Annotated in this window: 16 protein-coding genes; 6 read left to right on the forward strand and 10 right to left on the reverse strand. The window is 60.0% G+C overall.

All coding sequences use genetic code 11. From position 1 onward, the window contains the following. Positions 1-13 precede the first annotated feature (13 nt). Positions 14-1,762 carry a methyl-accepting chemotaxis protein gene (locus C8J33_RS12485; protein WP_110807996.1) on the forward strand — a complete coding sequence of 583 codons (1,749 nt, stop codon included), beginning with the start codon at positions 14-16 and terminating at the stop codon, positions 1,760-1,762. Between the two features lie 56 nt (positions 1,763-1,818). Then, positions 1,819-2,103 (forward strand): ArsR/SmtB family transcription factor, encoded by a 285-nt coding sequence (locus C8J33_RS12490; protein ID WP_132664558.1) that lies wholly within the window; start codon positions 1,819-1,821, stop codon positions 2,101-2,103. Between the two features lie 46 nt (positions 2,104-2,149). Here the strand turns inward: C8J33_RS12490 and C8J33_RS12495 are convergent, their stop codons facing one another. The 5 genes from C8J33_RS12495 to C8J33_RS12515 form a co-directional block, all read right to left on the reverse strand. Beyond that, complete coding sequence (locus C8J33_RS12495; RefSeq protein WP_110803104.1) at positions 2,150-2,551, reverse strand: response regulator transcription factor; 402 nt, start codon at positions 2,549-2,551, stop codon at positions 2,150-2,152. Between the two features lie 4 nt (positions 2,552-2,555). Then, positions 2,556-3,797, reverse strand: coding sequence for a PAS-domain containing protein (locus C8J33_RS12500; RefSeq protein WP_110807997.1), 1,242 nt, complete (start codon positions 3,795-3,797; stop codon positions 2,556-2,558). Positions 3,798-4,254: 457 nt separating this feature from the next. Next, the gene (locus C8J33_RS12505) at positions 4,255-4,437 is read right to left on the reverse strand and encodes a hypothetical protein (RefSeq protein ID WP_110803155.1); all 183 of its coding nucleotides are present in this window, start codon (positions 4,435-4,437) and stop codon (positions 4,255-4,257) included. Positions 4,438-4,611: 174 nt separating this feature from the next. Beyond that, entirely contained in the window at positions 4,612-5,379 is a 768-nt protein-coding gene (locus tag C8J33_RS12510; protein WP_110807998.1) for a metallophosphoesterase, read from the reverse strand. A gap of 537 nt (positions 5,380-5,916) precedes the next feature. Further along, positions 5,917-6,957, reverse strand: a complete 1,041-nt coding sequence (locus C8J33_RS12515; RefSeq protein WP_110807999.1) for a LacI family DNA-binding transcriptional regulator — start codon at positions 6,955-6,957, stop codon at positions 5,917-5,919. A gap of 89 nt (positions 6,958-7,046) precedes the next feature. Between C8J33_RS12515 and iolG the strand changes: the two genes are divergently transcribed. Genes iolG through C8J33_RS12535 form a run of 4 tightly spaced genes read left to right on the forward strand, consistent with a single transcriptional unit; the run spans position 7,047 to position 11,268 of the window. Continuing rightward, on the forward strand, positions 7,047-8,054 hold the full coding sequence (gene iolG / locus C8J33_RS12520; RefSeq protein ID WP_165910800.1) for an inositol 2-dehydrogenase: 1,008 nt from the start codon (positions 7,047-7,049) through the stop codon (positions 8,052-8,054). A 26-nt stretch (positions 8,055-8,080) separates the two neighbouring features. Continuing rightward, positions 8,081-8,995 (forward strand): myo-inosose-2 dehydratase, encoded by a 915-nt coding sequence (gene iolE / locus C8J33_RS12525; protein ID WP_110808000.1) that lies wholly within the window; start codon positions 8,081-8,083, stop codon positions 8,993-8,995. A gap of 24 nt (positions 8,996-9,019) precedes the next feature. Further along, on the forward strand, positions 9,020-10,192 hold the full coding sequence (locus C8J33_RS12530; RefSeq protein ID WP_132664560.1) for a Gfo/Idh/MocA family protein: 1,173 nt from the start codon (positions 9,020-9,022) through the stop codon (positions 10,190-10,192). Between the two features lie 29 nt (positions 10,193-10,221). Then, entirely contained in the window at positions 10,222-11,268 is a 1,047-nt protein-coding gene (locus C8J33_RS12535) for a Gfo/Idh/MocA family protein (protein WP_132664561.1), read from the forward strand. A 7-nt stretch (positions 11,269-11,275) separates the two neighbouring features. Here the strand turns inward: C8J33_RS12535 and C8J33_RS12540 are convergent, their stop codons facing one another. Genes C8J33_RS12540 through iolD form a run of 5 tightly spaced genes read right to left on the reverse strand, consistent with a single transcriptional unit; the run spans position 11,276 to position 16,196 of the window. Continuing rightward, the gene (locus C8J33_RS12540) at positions 11,276-12,181 is read right to left on the reverse strand and encodes a MurR/RpiR family transcriptional regulator (RefSeq protein ID WP_110808003.1); all 906 of its coding nucleotides are present in this window, start codon (positions 12,179-12,181) and stop codon (positions 11,276-11,278) included. Then, entirely contained in the window at positions 12,178-12,567 is a 390-nt protein-coding gene (locus C8J33_RS12545; RefSeq protein ID WP_110808004.1) for a tautomerase family protein, read from the reverse strand. The genes C8J33_RS12540 and C8J33_RS12545 overlap by 4 nt, the downstream gene beginning before the upstream one ends. Before the next feature lie 21 nt (positions 12,568-12,588). Further along, positions 12,589-13,401 carry a 5-deoxy-glucuronate isomerase gene (gene iolB, locus C8J33_RS12550; RefSeq protein WP_110808005.1) on the reverse strand — a complete coding sequence of 271 codons (813 nt, stop codon included), beginning with the start codon at positions 13,399-13,401 and terminating at the stop codon, positions 12,589-12,591. A 14-nt stretch (positions 13,402-13,415) separates the two neighbouring features. Then, on the reverse strand, positions 13,416-14,333 hold the full coding sequence (iolE, locus tag C8J33_RS12555; RefSeq protein ID WP_110808006.1) for a myo-inosose-2 dehydratase: 918 nt from the start codon (positions 14,331-14,333) through the stop codon (positions 13,416-13,418). Between the two features lie 27 nt (positions 14,334-14,360). Next, entirely contained in the window at positions 14,361-16,196 is a 1,836-nt protein-coding gene (gene iolD, locus C8J33_RS12560) for a 3D-(3,5/4)-trihydroxycyclohexane-1,2-dione acylhydrolase (decyclizing) (RefSeq protein WP_132664562.1), read from the reverse strand.

Below are 16,196 nucleotides of genomic sequence, written 5' to 3' on the forward strand. Positions count from 1 at the left end.
AGGGGAGATCTGCATGTTTGGCGTGAATTTCGGAGCGGGAGCAATATTGGATGCTCTTCAACGTTCGCAAGCTATTATCGAATTCAAGATCGACGGAACCGTCATAACAGCTAACGCTAATTTCTGTCAGACGCTGGGTTATGAGCTGTCTGAAATCGTTGGAAAGCACCATCGTCTGTTTGTTGATCCCGTTGAGGTGACATCGCCCGACTATCAGGCTTTCTGGGCAAAGCTCGCCCGAGGGGAGTTCGATCAAAGGCAGTACAAACGGATCGGCAAAGCCGGTAAGGAAGTATGGATCGAAGCGTCCTACAACCCGGTGTTCCACCGCGGCCGGCCGGTCAAGGTCGTGAAATTCGCAACCGATATTACGCAGCAGAAGCTTCAAGCCGCAGAGCATGCAGGCAAGATCGCGGCGATTTCACGTGCTCAGGCGGTGATCGAGTTTACACCTGAAGGTCAGGTACTTGCGGCCAATGATAATTTCCTCACCTTACTTGGCTACTCGGCCAGCGAGATTGTCGGGGGCCATCATGCCATGTTCTGCGACGCCACTTATGTTGGAAGCGATGAGTACCGGCGTTTCTGGTCGAACCTTGCCTCAGGAAAGCTGATTGCCGATGAATTCATGCGCATCGGGAAAGGTGGCAGGCGGGTTTTTATCCAGGCCTCATACAATCCAATCTTTGACATGAATGGCAAAGTCTTCAAGGTGGTCAAGTTTGCAACGGATATCACCGAGCGGGTGAACAACGTCGAACAGTTGGGCCTTGCACTTAAAGCGCTTTCACAGGGTGATCTGACGCATTCGATCGCCGTACCTTTCCTACCGGCCCTCGAGCAGCTGCGCGGCGACTTCAACCAGACCTCCTCCAGCCTCTGTTCTGCCATGCAGACAGTCTCCCAAAACGCAGCAGCCATTGCGTCCGCCTCTCGGGAAATCCAGTCCGCATCGGACAACCTTGCAAGACGCACCGAGCAGCAGGCCGCTTCTGTCGAGGAAACGGCCGCCGCGCTTGAGCAGATCACGACGACTGTTGCCGACTCCAGCCACCGTGCAAAAGACGCCGGGCAGCTCGTGCGCAGCACCAAAGGCAATGCCGAGCAATCGGGGCTGGTTGTAAGTCAGGCCGTTTCCGCCATGGAAGATATCGAACGGTCCTCCTCGGAAATCGCAACCATCATCGGTGTAATCGACGGGATTGCCTTCCAGACCAACTTGCTTGCGCTGAATGCCGGCGTCGAAGCGGCCCGTGCAGGTGATGCCGGCAAGGGCTTTGCCGTTGTCGCTCAGGAAGTTCGCGAACTCGCCCAAAGGTCGGCTGTGGCTGCCAAAGAGATCAAGGATCTGATCGCTAAGTCGGGCGGGTTCGTCAAGAACGGGGTGGCTCTGGTCGGATCGACGGGGAGCTCCCTGCAGAACATCGTGGAGCAGGTGGTTGAAGTTGACCGCAATGTCAGTGCGATCGTGGTGGCCTCGTCAGAGCAGGCAACCGGCCTGAAGGAGATCAGCACGGCTGTCAATACCATGGACCAAGCGACACAGCAGAATGCAGCCATGGTCGAAGAGACAAGCGCCGCAGCCAGCCAGCTTGCAACGGAAGCAGGCCAGCTTTTCGAACTGCTATCGCGGTTTAAAGTCGGAATAAACAGCGAAGAGACGTCGTTCGGCGCCGGTGCGATGCGACAGGCCCCCAGTCCCAGCGCTTTACAGAGTGCAACGCCCAACAGATTGGTGGCGACCCGTCGAAGGATGGCATGAATTCTGATCGGCGTGAAAGGACGTCTTGTCCCTGCATTTTTGAAGATGACCCGTTTATGACGGATCGTCTCTTCAACGCAATTTCGGATTCACGCCGTCGCTACCTGCTGGAACAGCTCATGGTCTCTCCGATGACCGTCAAACAGATGTCTGATCGTCTTCCGATCAGCAGGCCCAGAGTCTCGCAACATCTCAAGGTCCTGCGCGATGCCCAGCTGGTCCTGGTACAGACCTGCGGAACCCGTCGCGTTCACATGATCAACAACGCGGCTTTTCAGCCCTTGCAGACGTGGATTGACAATTTTCGTAACCCCTCGATCCGAGAGAGAACACTCATTTAAACTTCCGTTTTAGCGTCTGTCAGGTTCAGAATAAACCTGACAGACGCTAAAATACGCGTCCCATTTTCCTGTCATTCTCCAACCGTGCAACGCAGCCCTGTATCTTCGCCATGAGCAAATCGAAATCGACCGGCTTGGTGAGGTAATCGGCCGCGCCTGCTTTAAGCGCTGTGATCATGTTTTCCTTGTCGCTCAGTGCCGTCAGGAAGATAAAGGGAATGTTTGCGAGTTGCTCGTGGTTCATCTGAATTTCGGCGAACAACTGGTGCCCACTCATTTCGGGCATGGTGATATCGCACACAACAATATCAGGCCACTTGCCGATGATCAAATCAAGAGCCTGCTTTCCATTGGCGGCTTCGAGAGTCGTAAACCCCGCCTCACTGATCTCTTCGACCAGAAGATTGCGGATAGCATCTTCGTCTTCAACACAGAGGATCGTAATCATTGGTTTAGCCCACTTTCGCCTCATCGCATGCGGCGATGAGCATCGGATTGGTGACAGGAAGAGTTACGGTGAACGCGGTCCCTTGACCCTTGCGGCTTTCGAGGAAAATATTCCCCTTGTGTGCCTCAACGATCTGTTTCACGAGATTGAGACCAATTCCCGTCCCCGCAATCCCGGTTGAGGTCCTTGCACGGAAGTAGCGCTGGAACATTTTCGGTAGGTCGTCGGCATCGATGCCGACCCCCGTGTCGGCGACAGTCACGCTGGCGCCGTTCCCTTCCGAATGCCCGGTTATGTATATGTCGGGAGAAACCGGAGCGTATTTCACAGCATTTGAAATCAGATTTGTGAACACCTGTTCCATTGCCGCAGTATCGGCAAACACAACAGGCGGAAGATCGTCTAGTTTCAGGTGGAAGTGGTGCGTGGTGGCGATGGATTGCTGCCGCGCGACACACCGCTCAACAACCTCCCTGAGGGAACATGGGCGAAATGCATATGTCATGTGCCCGTGCTCGATGCGACCAGCCGACAGGAAACTCTCCATCAGGTCAACCATCCGCGAAACTGCGCCGCGGATGAGACCGACCTTGTCTTCAATAAACTCACTCGTGACGGCATGCTTGCGCCGCTGGAGCCGCTGGGCAGCGCCGTCAATGATAGCAAGCGGTGTCCGGAATTCGTGAGACGTCATTGTCACAAACTGGCGCTGTAGCTCGTTGGTGTGCCGCTCCTGACCGAGCAGTCTTCTGAGTTCCTCCGCCTGTCGCTCAATCTCTTCGGTTCGAAGCAGGACCAGTTCCTCAAGTGTCTCCTTGTGCCGGAGAAGGGCCTGCTCGGCTCGTCTGTTCACGGTGACATCAAGGTATGTCAGAACGCATCCGCCACCGGTTTTTGGGGCAGAGCGCATCTCGATGACGAGACCCGTACCGACTTCGCGATCGAAGCGGTGCTCCTCGAAGCGTCTGACTTGGCTGAGGCGCTCGCGCACCTTTTCCTTGGGATCACCCGGCCCATATTCGCCACGGCATGCGTTATATCGGAACACGCCCTCGAAGTTGGAACCAGCCGGGAACATGTCTTCGGACAGATCAAGCAACTCATAAAATTTTCGATTGGTCACGAGCATGGTGAGGTCGTTGTCGAGCACGCAGATACCACCCGGGAAGTTGTCGATTGTGGCATGCAACAGACCCGTGGCATTCTCACGACCGTCAATGGCGTTTGCGTCGCACCGATTCGACATCGATATCTCCTGGGAAAGTATTTTTTAGTATTTTTAATGCGAGAGCATGCTCTTGTTTTCGTTTTACTCACCATACGTTATAGGTGCGTTAAATTTGAATGACAGATTTATCCGTACTCCCGACCAACGTAGTTCCGCGCGGGAATGAATAGATACTCCAATCCCAATGAAGTCTTGACCAATATTTGCTGATCATTTCATTATATCTAAAGTGACCAGCGGTCTAAGAGCGCGAATTCCTTGATGGAAAGGTTTCCACCCATGCCCGATGCGTCGAGCGCGACTTCAAGGCGTCTCAGCAGGTCTGTGTTGGATTTCCGCGTGTAAATCAACTTATGGCTCCTAACCGACGCGACAATGACTGTAAGTCATAATGGCGCTTTAGGAGCGGAGCTGCCTTATCGGGGGGTATGGCTAGATTTCCAAAGATGACACGGCTGAGGTCGGCGGCGTCGGCTCAAGGAGCCTTGAACACGTCAATCATCAGCTTTTTCAGAATGTGGTCGTTAAGCAGCGCGTCGTCAGCCGTTCCCGCCTCGAGGACGTCGAACCCTTCGTCCGCAAAGTAGTCCGCGGCATCCATCCTGATCAGGATTTCGTCCTCGACGACAAGGGGGGTGCGGACGAAAACTTGGACCACCAGCAGCTCAGTTCCGCGTGGAAACCAACATCCTGAAGATCAAGTCCGTCGTGAGGCACCACTGGCTTGCCGACTGTGCCTCGCGACGGGCCAAAAACCGTAAGGTTGGCGGGCCGCGCCAATAATCTAACGTTGACGACCTGATCCGACGGCCGGGCTCTCGAATTTGATGACCTAGACATGGACGACAAGCCGAGGATCGAAATCGGTCGCTTCTCCTGGATATCCCCGTGGATTGGAAACCACCCTCGTTTCACCCACGCGGTAGTCCACGCGATGGTGGACGTGTCCATGCACCCACAACGACGGCTGGGTTTCGATCATGAGGTGTTCTAAATCCGAAGCGTAGCAGGCCGACAGGGGATCGCCCTGGAACTCTGAGGCGATGGACCGGGGCGACGGGGCATGATGGGTCACGACCACGGTCGTCCTTGCGTTCGTTTCCGGCAGCGACGATCTGAGAAAAGCTCGTGACTCTTGATGCTTCCGATAGGCATGGATCGGCTTGAACTTCTGATACGGAAGCTTCGAGAACTTGATCCTGCGGTAGTCGTTCATCCCTGCTTGGGCGACATTCATCGCAAACTCAGGATCGCCTCCGTTGACCCGGAAATCTGTCCACAGCGTCGCGCCCACGAACCTAATGTCCTCGACTTCAACGGCATCGTTATCGAGGAAGTGGATGTTGGGATAGCGGCTTTGAAGCAACCGAGCATCGCGGACGCTCTCCTGCACGGAGGCACCATAGAATTCATGGTTCCCTGCGGTGAACACGACGGGTATCGAACTAGGCACGTTGCTCGCCAGCCATTCGATGCTCGGGACGACACCCCGCGTTAGCAGGTCGCCAGCGCATACCAATACGTCGACGTCGTCCGGCGGTGGCTGATTGAAAGCCTCGCCGAATTCAAGATGCAGATCGGAAAAGACCCAGATCTTCATTTTCCCTTACCCCGGCGCGATGCGGTCCATTCCCCAAATGTCCGAAGACTGGGAACAGGAACCCGGAACGCCATAACTCACTTCGACCCAATGGACTTGGGCACCCCTATTTGCGCGGTTGAGTTCAATGCACCCGCACTTGAAGCCTGCGGTCTTTGTTCATAACAAGAACACATAGAGAACAGCACACTGCGTGTCCATGGGGCATTCGAGGATAGCCAGAAGCCCAAGGGTTTGTCGCGTTTGCTTGGTATTTCTCAATTGACGAGGGCTGTCGGTGTAATGACTCAGCTGGACAGATGTGACGTTTCGCGTGTGATAGCATTAGAACGCTCTCGCGCGTCATCCGGCCCTTGATGGCTCCGCGCCCCAGGCCTTGCAATTTTGCGGCTGCTTTAGGAGCGGAAATAATTTCCGCTCTGGACGTGTTTAACTGGTCCGGCGCCTTGAAGGGATACGAACCGCCGACTGTTTGCCGCTGTGAAGTATGACATCGAGCTAGCTTGCAGCAGTCGTTGCGCTTGGCTTTATCGCTTATTACGCATTCTCAATCATGTAGATATCGATCGGCGTCACGAGGGACGCTGGAGGATGGTCGTTCCTGCCGAAATATGATGCCAGTGCCTGAACGGCGGTTTGCACTTCGAGTTCGGGTCGTTGGTCGATGATGACATCGATCAGGCCTTGGCGAATGAGCTGGCGACGGTCGTCGGTCAGTTCGTGCGTGATGAAAACGACCTCGTCGGCGCGTCCGAGTGTCTTGAGCGCCGTCACAACCGTCTGAGCGCCGGCGGAAGCGTTGTAGATGCCGCGGATCTGAGGATTTCTGCGCAGGGCGTCGAAGACGAGATCGCCTGCCGTTTCGGCACGTTCCAGACTCTCCAAAACGTCCGTTACCCGGCAGTGCGGATAGCGTTCGCGCAACACGGCGCGAAAGCCCATCTCGCGCTCCTCATGACCGATCATGCTCAACATGCCGGATATGATGACGATTTCGCCGCCTTGCCTGCCCATCAGGCGCGCCATCAAATCTCCGGCGACCCGTCCTGCTTTCCGGTTGTCGGGCCCGATATAGCCGATGCGATCCGCGTCCCGAATATCGGTGGCAAGCGTCATGACGGGCTTGCCCTGCCCGCCCCAGGCTCGAAGAGCAGTCGCGACATCCTCGTTCTGGGAACTGACGATAATCAATGCATCGCAATGCCCGCCCAGAGCCTGGATCAGCGCGACAGTGGCGGCGGGGCGAACCGGGTCGATGTGATGAACCTGAAACTGCAGGTTATACTGTGGGTAAAGTCGCGTCGCCGTCTCAAAACCATCCTGCACGACCGCGTGGAAAGGATTTGCACGCGACTGAAGCAGAACGGCGACACGCAGCGTCCGCGCAGCGCGCGGGTCGATCATGCGGTTGATCTTCAGCCGTCTCGCCTGTTCGAGAACACGCCGCTCCTTGTCCGGGCTCACGCCGCCGCGCCCGTTCAGGACACGATCGACCGTGGCCAGCGACACGCCGGCTGCGATGGCGAGATCTCGCGATGTCGGCTTGCCCACGGCACACCCCGTTTGAGGAGATCTCATCAAGATCGACGTATCCCCTCATTAGCACCGCGCTAGACTGCCGACAACGAACGAGGCCGAGACGGCTCGCGTGGATCGGGAGGATCTTCATGCTAAATCTCGCCGTCTTCGGTGCAGGGCGCATCGGGCATGTGCATGCGACGAACGCCGCAAGCCTGCCCTCGGTGCGGGTGCGCTATCTTGTCGATCCCATCGCGAGTGAGGCCCGGTCGGAGCTTGCGTCAAGAGTCGGCGCCGACGTCGTCGAGGCCGCGCAGGTCTTCGCCGATCCGTCGATTGATGGTGTCGTCATCGCGAGTTCGACGGACACGCATGCCGCTCTGCTGATCGAGGCCGCGCGTGTCGGCAAAGCCATCTTCTGCGAAAAGCCTGTGAGCCTCGATTTTGCGACGGTCGAGACGGTTACGGATGCTGTCGAGCGTTCGGGCGTGCCCTGCCTGCTTGCCTTCCAGCGCCGCTACGATCCCGATTTCCGCTTCGTGCGGGATCGGATTGCGGAGGGCACTGCGGGACCGCTGGAACACATCGTCATGCACACGCGCGATCCCGCACCCCCGCCCCGTGCCTATGTCGAGCGATCCGGCGGCATGTTCCGGGATCAGGCGATCCATGACTTCGACATGGCGCGCTACCTGCTGGGTGAGGAGATCGTGACGGTCTACGCCGCCGGCAATTGCCTCATCGACCCCGCGATCGGCGCAGCCGGCGATATCGATACGGCCATGGTCACGCTGACATCCGCATCCGGGCGTTTCGTTCAGATGATCAACTGCCGCCGTGCACCCTTTGGTTACGACCAGCGTCTTGAAGCGCTCTGCGCCCGTGAAGTGCTCTATGTCGAGAACCGCCCGCAGCGCGGGGTCATCATCGCCGATGCCGATGGATTCAGGGCCTCCCCGCCGATGAACTATTTCATCGAGCGCTTCTCGACGGCCTATCGCGCCGAGATGTCCGCGTTCATCGACTTGATCCGGACCGGCGCCGAACCGCTGGCGACGATCCGCGACGGTCTGGAAGCGCAACGGATCGCGGAAGCCTCGGTGAAATCCGTCGCCACCGGCCTGCCCGTCCGGATCGGCTCCGACTGGCAGCCCTGACACAGTCCTTCATACCGGAGACCATGATGAGATCTGAAACCCTATCGGCGCTTCCGTCCGGAGTCCGCCTCGCCGTGAGCCCTTTGTCCTGGGCCAATGATGTCCTGGAGGATCTTGGCGCCGATATCCCGGTCGAGACCTGTCTGGATGAGGCCGCCCGTGCGGGCTACGACGGTGTGGAGCTTGGCCGCAAACTTCCGCGCACAAAAGAATTGCTGGCGCCCCTGCTCGACAGCCGGAAGCTGTCGCTTGCCTCCGGTTGGCATTCCGGTCAACTCGCCGAAGGGAGCGTCAAGGACGAAATGGCCGCCGTCGCGGCCCATGCCGATCTGTTGCGCGCCATGGGCTCCACGGTCATGGTCTACGGCGAAACGGCCATGATGACACCGGGCGCACCTCTTGATGCGCCGATGTCGCAGAGGCGCCAACTTCCCGGAGTGGATGTCGCGGCCTATGCGGCAAGACTCACCGACTTCGGCGCCAGGCTCGCTGGCGAGTATGGTCTAACGCTCGCCTATCATCATCATCTCATGATGGTCACTGAAACGTTCGATGAGATTTCGATGATCTTCGACGCGGCAGGGCCATCGGTCGGGCTTCTCCTCGACACAGGCCACGCGGCGGCGGCAGGCTTTGCCTACCCTCAGCTGATAGAGTGTTTCGGCGACCGCATCGTCCATATTCACATGAAGGATGTCCGCGCGCCGGCTCTTACCGTGGTTCGCATCCGTGACCTGAGCTTCAACGAAGGGGTGCGAAGCGGCATGTTCACCGTCCCCGGAGACGGCGCGCTCGATTTTGCGCCACTGGCGCGATTCGTCCGGGAAACCGGCTATCGCGGGTGGCTTGTGGTCGAGGCAGAGCAGGATCCGGCGGTCGTGCCGCCTTTGCCGGCCGTCACTGCGGCTTTCCACCATATCCTTGCGCATTTCTCGGCCTGATGGCCCCCCTTGAGGACAACGAAGATGCCAAAAGAGACGCTGAATATCGGTCTGATCGGCTCCGGCTTCATGGGGCAGGCCCATGCCGACGCCTATCGTCGCGCGGGCATGCTGTACCGGGATCTGCCGGCGGTTCCGCATCTGAGCATGCTCGCCGATGTCACGAACGAGCTTGCGGCAGATGCCGCCCATCGCTTCGGGTTTGAGCGGAGCACCGGTGACTGGCGGACGCTTGTGACCGACCCCGACATCGATGTGGTCGACATCACCTCGCCCAACGCGATGCACCATGAGATGGCGCTCGCCGCCATTGCCGCGGGCAAGCATGTCTATTGCGAAAAACCACTCTCGGTGACGGTGGCGCAGGCCGAAGAGATGGCCGACGCGGCACGAAGGCAGGGCGTGAAGACCATGGTCGCCTTCAACAACACCAAGACCCCTGCCGCAATGCTCGCCAAGATCATGATCGACCGTGGCGATATCGGCACGCCCATGCGGTTTCGCGGATGGTTCGATCAGGGATTCTTCAACGATCCGGACCTGCCGTTTTCCTGGCGGTGCACACGCAAGGAGGCGGGCTCGGGAGCGCTTGGGGATCTGGGCAGCCATGTGATCTCGGTGGCGCAATATCTGGTCGGCGATATCGACCAGGTCATCGCGCAGACGCAGACCTTCTTTCCGACGCGACCCGTGCCGCAAAGCGGTTCCGGCTATGGGGCGACGTCGGACACGGATGCGCCGCGCGCGACTGTGGAGAATGAGGACCAGATCCAGACGCTGATCCGCTTCAGCAATGGTGCGGGCGGTACGATCGAGGCATCGCGCGTCGCTGCCGGTAAGGTCTTCGGCATCTACTGGGAGGTTTCCGGCACTGAGGGCACGATCATCATGGATGGGGAGCGCTTCAATGAGTTGAAGATCACGCGCTTCAACGATCCGAAGCCGGACCGTGGTTTCAAGACCATCCTTGCCGGAAGCCAGGTGCCGCAGTTCGGCGCCTTCTTCGGGTTCGACTTCGCCGGCGGCGGTCTCGGCTATTTCGACGTGAAGGTCATCGAGGTCCGGGATCTCATCGAGGGCATCTGCAACAGCGCGGACTGTTTTCCGAACTTCGACTTCGGTCTGGCCAACGAACGCATCATCGACGCGATGGAACGCTCCGTCGAGACCGGGTCCTGGCAGAAGACCGCCGGCTGACGCGCTATTGACGAGAAGGAGGAGCCCTCATGTCTTTCCCAGAAACACTGCCCCTGCCCCGGACCCGGCCGCCGATGGAGGCACCCCCGCTTCGCTGGGGTATTCTCGGCTCGGGATGGATCGCGGCGAAGTTTGTCGAGTCGGTTCAGGCGCATACGCGCCAGGCGATCGCGGCGGTCGGCTCCCGATCGCCTGAAGCCGCCGAAAGGTTTGCGGCGACCTGGCAGGTTCCTCGCGCTTACGGCAGTTACGAGGCACTCGTCGTCGCGGACGATATTGACATTATCTATGTCGCCACACCGCACAACAGGCACCATGAGCATGCCATGCTGGCAATCGCAGCGGGAAAGCATGTTCTCGTCGAGAAGCCGGTGGCACTCAATCACGCGCAGGCAGCGGACATGGTGGCGGCCGCGCGGGCGAAGAGTGTGTTCTTCGCCGAAGCGCTCTGGACCTATTTTCTTCCGAAATTCGACGTGATCAGCCAAGTCCTTGATGCCGGCGTCATCGGCGACATCCTGTCCGTCTATACGGACTATGGCGAGTACCTGCCACGCGACCATCGGATCTTCGATGCGGCGCTTGCCGGCGGGCCTCTTCTCGATCTCGGGACATATCCCGTCTCGCTCCTCGCCAAGCTTCTTGGCACGCCCGAGCGCATCGTCGGTCTGGCTACGCCGGATCCAGCCGGCGTCAACGGACAACTCTCGGTCGTCATCTCCAACGAGCGCGGCGCCCTTGGCACCATGTCGACCTCACCTTACGGTTTCAGCCCGACGAACGCGGCGATCATGGGCCGCCGAGGCACGATCCGGTTCGAGACGGAGTTTCACCTACCGGGCAGCTTCGAAGTCTGGTCCCTCGATGGCACCCGTCGCCTGCGCTACGAAGAGCCGAGAGGTGCGCATTTCCAGGGTCTTTTTTACGAAGCCGCCGAGATCGCCTGGGCGATCTCGGAAGGAAAACGCGAGACCGCGTGCCGACCCGCCGAGAAATCGCTAGCCACCATGCGGCTGCTCGACGGCATACGGCAGGCGCTCGGCATCGACTTCACGCAGGCAGGGCTGGTGGAATAGGCCTCCGTCACCCGCTGGTCGTCTGCAACGACGCACGAATGCCGTTCGCCAGGGCGTCGCCGAGTACGATGCCTGCAGTCACGCGTGACAAGGCGTCTCTCCCGGCACCGGCGAGATCGAAACGAACGCTGGCGAGTGCTGCCGTGGGCGATAATGGCGTGTCGGTCATGCAGACAATCGGCATCTGCAGCTCTTTGATGGCCACGACATGAGCGGCGAGCGCGCTGCTGACCGGGGCTGTCTCCAGGATGACGGCCGCATCTCCGCGTCTTGCAAGAGCGAGGATATCGATTGCGGAGGCCATGTCGGTCAGCAGAATCGCTCGGATGCTCATCGCGACAAGACGCCGGTGGAAGAAGCTCGCGAACGGCAGAGCGTCTTTGCCTGCGAGAATGAAGATGCTATCCGCCGTCGACAGCATGTCCGACGCAGCCCTCATATCGGCAAGCGGGATGGTCTCACCCATCACGTCGATCGACATGCGGCAGGCCTCGACCGTCTCGTGAATGGCATTCCAGTGGCCGCAAGCGGGGCCAACCTTCAATGCGACATGAGATGTGGCTTTGGCAACGATTCTCGTGCGTCCCGCCTGCTGGAACACCGACTGAAGATCGCTGAACCCACTATATCCGAAAAACTGCCCAAAGCGGACGAGCGCAGACGGCGAAACCTGCGCAGCTTTTGCAATCGATGCGACGGTGCCGAACGCGATGTCATCAGGATGGTCAAGGGCAAAGTGCGCAAGCGTTGCGATCCGCTTGGGAAGGTCTGCGTGCCGCGCCAGCATCACGGCTTTCAGCGTATCGAGATCCGGCGGACGGTAGTCCCTGTCACCCGATAGGGGTGTCCGAAACGAACGTGCGGAGGCAGACGCCCGACGACCTCGCGGGACGGGGTCCAGGCGACCGGTCATAGATCACCCGTCACGAATTGAGCGACACCCGCGCCGAACGACCAGTCCTCGTCACCGTTCTCGACGAAAGACACCATGAGATCGGATGCCGGAATGCCGCATCTTTCAGACAATTGACCACCAAGGCCCTGATAGAATGCGAGCTTTTCGGATCTCGGCCTCGGCCGCGAGACGACTTCGATCAGGACGAAACGATCCGTCCGCGTGAAGCCGAGGCCTGTGTCCAGCGCGCGAAAATGCGTGTCTTCGTGTTCGAACACGATCTGGTAGCGATCCCGCTCCGGCACATGAAAGGCGTCCAGCATGACCGCATGCACCGTGTCGAGAAGCCGTGTGATGTCGGCCTCCGACCGGCCCTTGCGAATGTGCAGCTTGATCAGCGGCATGATACGTCCTTTCGGCAGCGGCTACGCCGTGGTGTCGCGATCGATGATCCACTGGACGGCCGGATCGGGAACGAAACGCCAGTTCCGCAACGGACCTGCCATGACGTTGAGGTAGTACATTTCGAAGCCATAGGGCGCGCCGCAGGGGTGATGGCCGCGCGGCACGAGGACGACATCGTGCGACTTCACCGCGATCGTTTCGTCCAGCGCGCCATCTTCCGTGTAGACCCGCTGGACGCCAAAACCCTGGTCGGGATTGAGCCTGTGGTAATAGGTTTCCTCCAGATAGGTAATCCGCGGAAAATCGTCCTCGTCGTGCCGATGACTTGGATAGGACGACCAGTTGCCGGCGGGCGTAAAGACTTCGGTGACCAGCAGGCTGTCGCAGTCGTCGTCCGCCTCCATCGCGATATTGTTGATGAAGCGCTGGTTTGCGCCGACCCCGCGCGTGGTGAGCGTGATCCGGTCCGGCCCGATGCGGTGGGCCTTGTGGCCGCCCTTTCCCGGAGCCAGGCAGACGGCGATGGTGCAGTCCGTGATCGCCTGCGCCTGCCATGTCTCATTATTCGGCACATAGAGGCAGTGCGGCGGCGTGCGCTCGAAGACGTTCATTCGATCGCCGAGTTCGCCCCAATCCGTGCCCGCCGCCTGAAACCGTGCCTTGCCCTCGACCATCACCAGAATGGCCTCCATCGCACCGGTCGCCTCGCCGATCGTGTCGCCCGCGCGCAGGCGGTACAGGCTGAAGCCGACATAGCGCCACCCGGCCGACTGCGGCGTGATCTCGTGGACCTTGCCGTGCCCGCCAAAAGGCCGGCGTCGAAGCATGCTCATCGCTCTTGCCCTCCTTATTCGGCTGCCTTTGCGGCGGATGTGTCGAGCCCGGCGTTGCGAGACATCGCCTTTAGAGCCGTCAGGCCCATGTTCTGGTAGAGGAACGGCTCCCGAACGGCACTGTCCTGCTCGGCTTCGATGACGAGCCAACCCGCATAGCCGTGCTCAGCTGCGATCTTCAGCACCGGTTCGAAGGCGACGCAGCCTTCCGGATCACCCGGCACGGTGAAGACGCCGAGGCGCACGCCATCGAGAAACGACAGGTGCTCCGAGCGAACGCGCGCCATGATCTCGGGCCGGATGTTCTTGGCGTGAATGTGCGTAACGCGGTCCATGTATTTCCGAGCGACTTCCTGCGGATCGGCACCGCCGAAGGTGCAGTGACCCGTGTCGAGGAGAAGCCGCGTATGAGGCCCGGCCATGCTCATGAAGCGATCGATATCGGCAGCGCTCTCGATGATCGTGCCCATGTGATGGTGGTAGCCCATCTTGACGCCCTGATCGGCGGCATGCCGGGAGAGCGCCTCATACCCTTGGGAAAACCGTGTCCACTCGGCATCGGTCATGATGGGTCGGTCGTTGACCGGCGTGCCCTCGCTGCCATGAACGGTGTTGGAGCATTCGCAGGCATTGATGTGGTCGCCGCCGGCGGCCTTGGTCATGTCGATGAAGGTCTGCAGGGCCGCCTTCTCCGTCTCCACATCGTTGACGAGGAGATTGGTGGAGTGCCACCCGCCGACGAAGCGCAGGCCGAACGTGCCGAGCGCGTCCTTCAGTGCCCCGCCCTCGCTCGGCATCTTGTGGCCCTTCTCGATGCCGTCAAAGCCGATCTTGCGGCAGTCCGACAGGCAATCCTCGAGTGTCAGATGCGCGCCGATCGTCTGATCGTCGTCATTCGACCAGGCAATGGGGTTGGTTCCGTAGAGTATCATGGTCGTTCCTTCCGGCCTGTCGAAATGTCAGTTGATGCGCTGGCGCGCGGTGTTGGCCTCGTAATGCGCGCGGGCCTGGGCGAGCTTGTCGGTATCGCCGACCGCGGGAACGGCGACATCCCACCAGGCGCCGCCGATACCCGGACCGGTTTCCGCTTCCGTATCGATGACGATCACGGTGGGGATCTGGCGATCCCGCGCCAGAACGATCTCGCTTTCAAGGGCAGCGATGCCATCGACCTTGACCGCATGTGCGCCCATCGAGCCGGCATGCGCCACGAAGTCGATCTCGGGCTGCACCTCGATGTTGCTGTCCTTGTACATATTGTTGAACTCGGCACCGCCGCACTCCTGCTGAAGCCGGTTGATGCAGCCGTAACCGCGATTGTCGGTGAGCACGATCGTGAAGGGGACGCGCATCATGACGGCGGTGGCCAGTTCGGAATTCGCCATCATGTAGGAGCCGTCGCCGACGAAGCAGACGACCTCCTTTTCCGGCGCTGCAAGCTTGATGCCGAATGCGCCCGCGACCTCGTAGCCCATGCAGGAGAAGCCGTATTCCATATGGTAGCCGCCCGCTGCGGACCGCCAGAGGATCTGCAACGCTCCCGGCATGGTGCCGGCCGCGCACATGGCAACCGTCTGTGGCCCGGCCACGCGCTGCACCGCCCCGATGACCTGAGCATCCGAAGGCAGGACATTGGCGCTCGCGGGCTCCGGTGCCGCCGTCACCTGATCTGTGGCCTTGAACCATGCATCCCGAGCCGCAAAGTCCGGATCGGCGAAGCGGTGCCCACCGAGCCCCTTCGAAATCCGCTCCAGCGCAACCTTCGCGTCGGAGACCAGCGGAATTGCGCCATGCTTGGCCGCGTCGTAGCCGGTGAGGTTGATGGACACGAGCTTGCGGTCCGCCTTGCCGAAAATCGTCCAGCTTCCCGTCGTGAAGTCCTGGAAGCGCGTTCCGACACCCAGAATGAGGTCGGCCTTCGCCGCAATCGCATTGCCGCAATCCGTGCCCGTTACCCCCGGAGACCCGAAGTTGAGGCGCTCCTGCCAGTCCATCGCCCCTTTGCCCGCCTGCGTCTCGACGACGGGGATGTTGTGCTTTCGGGCAAAGGCGAAAAGGTCTGCATCAGCACCCGAATAGAGCACGCCGCCGCCAGCAATGATCAAGGGGTTCTCGGCCCCCTTCAGCGCCGCCACCACATCCTCAACCTCCCGCATGTCGGGCTCCGGTCGCCGGATGCGCCATGCCTTCGTGTCGAAGAAGGACAGAGGATAGTCGTAGGCCTCCGCCTGAACATCCTGGCAGAAGGCGAGCGTGACGGGACCGCAGGTGGCCGGGTCCGTCATCACCTGAAGGGCGCGCGGCAGTGCGGTCAGAAGATGCTCGGGCCGGGTAATCCGGTCAAAATAGCGGCTGACCGGACGGAAGCAGTCGGTGACGCTCATCGTGCCGTCGTCGAAATCCTCGATCTGCTGGAGAACCGGATCCGGCCAGCGATTGGCAAAGACGTCTCCAGGGATGAAGAGGACCGGCAGGCGGTTCACATGGGCGAGCGCTGCGGCCGTCACGAGATTGGTCGAGCCGGGGCCGATGGACGACGTGACCGCCATGGCTTTCCGGCGGCGCTTCGTCTTGGCATAGGCGATGGCCGCATGCGCCATCGTCTGCTCGTTCTGTCCGCGCCATGTCGGCAACTTTGCGCCGATGCCATGCAGGGCCTCGCCGATACCGGCGACGTTGCCGTGGCCGAAGATCGCCCAGACCCCTTCGATAAAGCGATCCCCATCCTCGGTCATCTGCACGGAAAGCCAGCGAAACATCGCTTGTGCCGCGGTCAGGCGAATGGTGTCGGTCAT

Origin of the sequence: Rhizobium sp. PP-CC-3G-465, assembly GCF_004343445.1 — a bacterium.
GTDB lineage: Bacteria > Pseudomonadota > Alphaproteobacteria > Rhizobiales > Rhizobiaceae > Ferranicluibacter > Ferranicluibacter rubi.